Origin of the sequence: Moritella sp. PE36 (assembly GCF_000170855.1) — a bacterium.
Lineage (GTDB): Bacteria > Pseudomonadota > Gammaproteobacteria > Enterobacterales > Moritellaceae > Moritella.
Genome location: NZ_ABCQ01000123.1, coordinates 1 through 1590 on the forward strand (window position 1 = coordinate 1; position 1590 = coordinate 1590).

Here is a 1590-nt window from a genome sequence, read left to right on the forward strand (position 1 = left end):
TTTACTTAGCGGCTGTTGCCGTGTCAGTGAGGACGCATTATAGAGATCTTGACTTGGTTGGCAAGTTTTATATGTCGTATTAATTCATAATGGTTGTTCTGTATGATAATCATGCACACGGAGTGTATTAAGTATCGGATAACAAAACCAAAGTAAAAAAAGGTGATTATTCATACAATAATCACCTTCTACAACTCGTATATACATCTTCTTATATAAACAATCTAAATGTATGGCTTGTTACAGCTCTGCTTCATCCGATTTTATTTGGCGTATATATAAGTACACAGTATGTTTTGAAATATTAAGTTTATCAGCAACCATATTGATCGCATCTTTAATATCAAAAATACCTTGCTGATGTAGTGATATAACGATGTGCTTATTTTTAGCATTATTCGCGATATCAGTACGATTGTTAATATCAGTAATTGTTTCTTCTACAGAGCGGTCAACCAACTCTTCGACTGTTGTCGCAAAGTTCTCAGAAGATAGTTCAGTCTCTCTTGCTTCAGGCGTAGGTAAAAGCTCCTGAACAAAATCAATAAACGATGCACCAATATTAATGTTAATACAAATTAAGCCAATTGTTCTTTCTGAACGGTTTTTGATTGCGATCGTCATAGAACGCATCATTTGGCCATCTTTCGTCTGCGTAAAATACGCTTTAGAACATTGCTTATTTTGTGCAGATATATCTTGTAGCATCTTAAGTGCTAAATCGGTAATAGGTGAACCTTCAACACGACCTGTATTAAAACCATTTTCAATCTTAATAACAGAACGATCTACACTTTCTAATGAGTGTAGGATCACTTCACATTGCTTACCAAATAAAGCAGCAATACCTTCGATAACACCATCATATGATCTTAAAAGACGATGATCTTCATCTGTAAACGTATATGAATTTGTCAATTCATTCTCAATACTATCTAGTTCAAGTAGCACAACTATCCCTCGTCTATAGTTAGGCCCATTTGGGTCGCCAAGTTAGCATAGCTAAACATTAAAAACCTTGAGCCCGATTCCATATATTATATTAAAATAAAATATCTATCCGATATTAATAACTACCTTAGCAAATAAAATGAGTTATTTCATTGCTTGCTTTATATAAACATCAAAGCGATTTTTCTTTGTTTCAATCGCCATGCTAGGTTCCGCATTTGCGATATATTCAGCATAATCAGGGCGTTTAACAACAACACGCTTCGTAGCAACACGCATTGCCGGTTCAAACAAACCATCTGCATCTAAATCTGCGCCAACTAATGATTGAAATACGCGCATTTCTTTTTTCACTAACGCTGATTTCTTCTTATGTGGGTACATAGGATCAAGATAAACCACATCAGGAGAAATGCCCAAACCTTCTAACTCGGATAAACTCGATGCAAATACCAATTTTAATCGTGTTGTGATCCAACTACCGATCTCTTCATCTTGCTCTGCTCGCTTTAAACCATCTTCAAGTAATGCCGCAACGATAGGTGAACGTTCCAACATCGTCACGTTACAGCCTAAGATGCTAATACAAATGCATCACGTCCTAAACCGGCGGTGCATCAAGTACTGACGGTGTCACGC

General features: G+C 36.4%; 1 protein-coding gene and 1 pseudogene. Both read right to left on the bottom strand.

Features of this window, described 5'->3' with window-relative positions; all coding sequences use genetic code 11:
• Positions 1-240: 240 nt before the first annotated feature.
• The gene (locus PE36_RS23535; RefSeq protein WP_006034628.1) at positions 241-951 is read right to left on the bottom strand and encodes a transcriptional regulator; all 711 of its coding nucleotides are present in this window, start codon (positions 949-951) and stop codon (positions 241-243) included.
• 144 nt (positions 952-1095) lie between these two features.
• A pseudogene (locus PE36_RS23540) lies at positions 1096-1590 on the bottom strand (class I SAM-dependent methyltransferase); the annotation flags it as partial.